Annotated in this window: 1 protein-coding gene; it reads right to left on the reverse strand. The window is 63.4% G+C overall.

Going from position 1 to position 1250, the window contains the following annotated elements; genetic code table 11:
• Positions 1–24 precede the first annotated feature (24 nt).
• Positions 25–1250: autotransporter outer membrane beta-barrel domain-containing protein (locus PMI22_RS07455; protein ID WP_007947689.1), on the reverse strand; the 1226-nt coding region annotated here is incomplete at its 5' end.

The following is a 1250-nucleotide window of genomic DNA, read 5'->3' on the forward strand; positions in this document are numbered from 1 at the left end:
TTGCATGTCCCCCGTATTGGCGGTTTAGCCACTCTCGGCTTCCAGCGTGTACTTCGCCGAGAGGCTCAGCGTATTACTGCGCAGCAACGTCACGCCCAGCGCCAGCACCCCGGTGTCGTCCACTGGCTTGGCGCCCGGACTGCTGAAGCTGGTGGCGCCCGAGGTATCGACGGCAAAATTGGAGACCGACTGCAGGCGCGTGTCCTGGTACTCATGACGCCAGATCAACTGCGCCGACGGCACGACGTTGCCGTAGGTGGTGGCGAAGGAACGCTCCAGCCTGGTGCCCAGATCGCTTTTCAACGAGTGGGTGCTGGTGGAATCAACGTGCAGTGCCGCGCCGTTGCCGCCGCTTTCGGTGAAGCTGTCCTCGTCCAGGGAGCTGTAGGTCAAGCCGGCAATGGGTGTCAGCACCGTGTGGTTAGCCAGCTCAATCGGGTAACCGGCCAGTGCAGATGCGATGTACTGCATCCCGTCGTGGTTGCCATTGGCCACGCCGCTGAAACCGGGGAAGTTGATTTCACGCCGGGTGTCGTATTGCTGCTGGACAGCACCCAACGACAGGTCCAGGTACCACGGCTGGCCTTGGTAGCTGGCATAGCCGAACAGACCGTAGGACTTCACGTCGGCAGAACTGCCTGTGTTATCACCGTCGCTGTTCACCGTGGTCTGGGTGTAGCTGAACAGGCCGCCGGCCTGCCAGCTGTCGTTCACGGCGCCATCGGCACCGATCAGCATGCCACCGTAGTGGCTGTGATAACCGGCGATATTATTGCTCTCGCTCAGGCGCGAAGTGCCGCCGAACGCCTGGCCCCAGAGCCCGGAGTTGCTGGCGCCTTCACCCGTGGCGATACCACTGCTGCCGCCCGTGTTGTTCTGGGCGGTGCGCAGCCCGTCCAGGTGCGCCGCCGTGACATTGAGCACCTGTACGGTGGAAGCAGTGGACGCCTGAGTGGCGGCTGACGCGGTCGCCGCCGGGCTCAGCTGCGCGCCGGCCTTGTTGCCCGCAGCCGAAGAAGGCAGCGCGGCGGCAGCGTTGAACAGGTTCATCAGTCTGGCATCGTAGCCGTTGTAGTTGAACAGCCCGGCCAGGGTTGTGGCACCGCCAAGGGTGGTCGATTGGTTGATCGGAGCAATGGATGGCGCTTCGGGAGTGCTGACGACAGGTGGTGTGACAACCACAACTGGCGGCGTAACTTCCGGCGGTGTGACAGCCACTATCGGCGGCGTGACTTCCGGCGGTGTGACAG

This window comes from Pseudomonas sp. GM21 (assembly GCF_000282215.1).
Lineage (GTDB): Bacteria > Pseudomonadota > Gammaproteobacteria > Pseudomonadales > Pseudomonadaceae > Aquipseudomonas.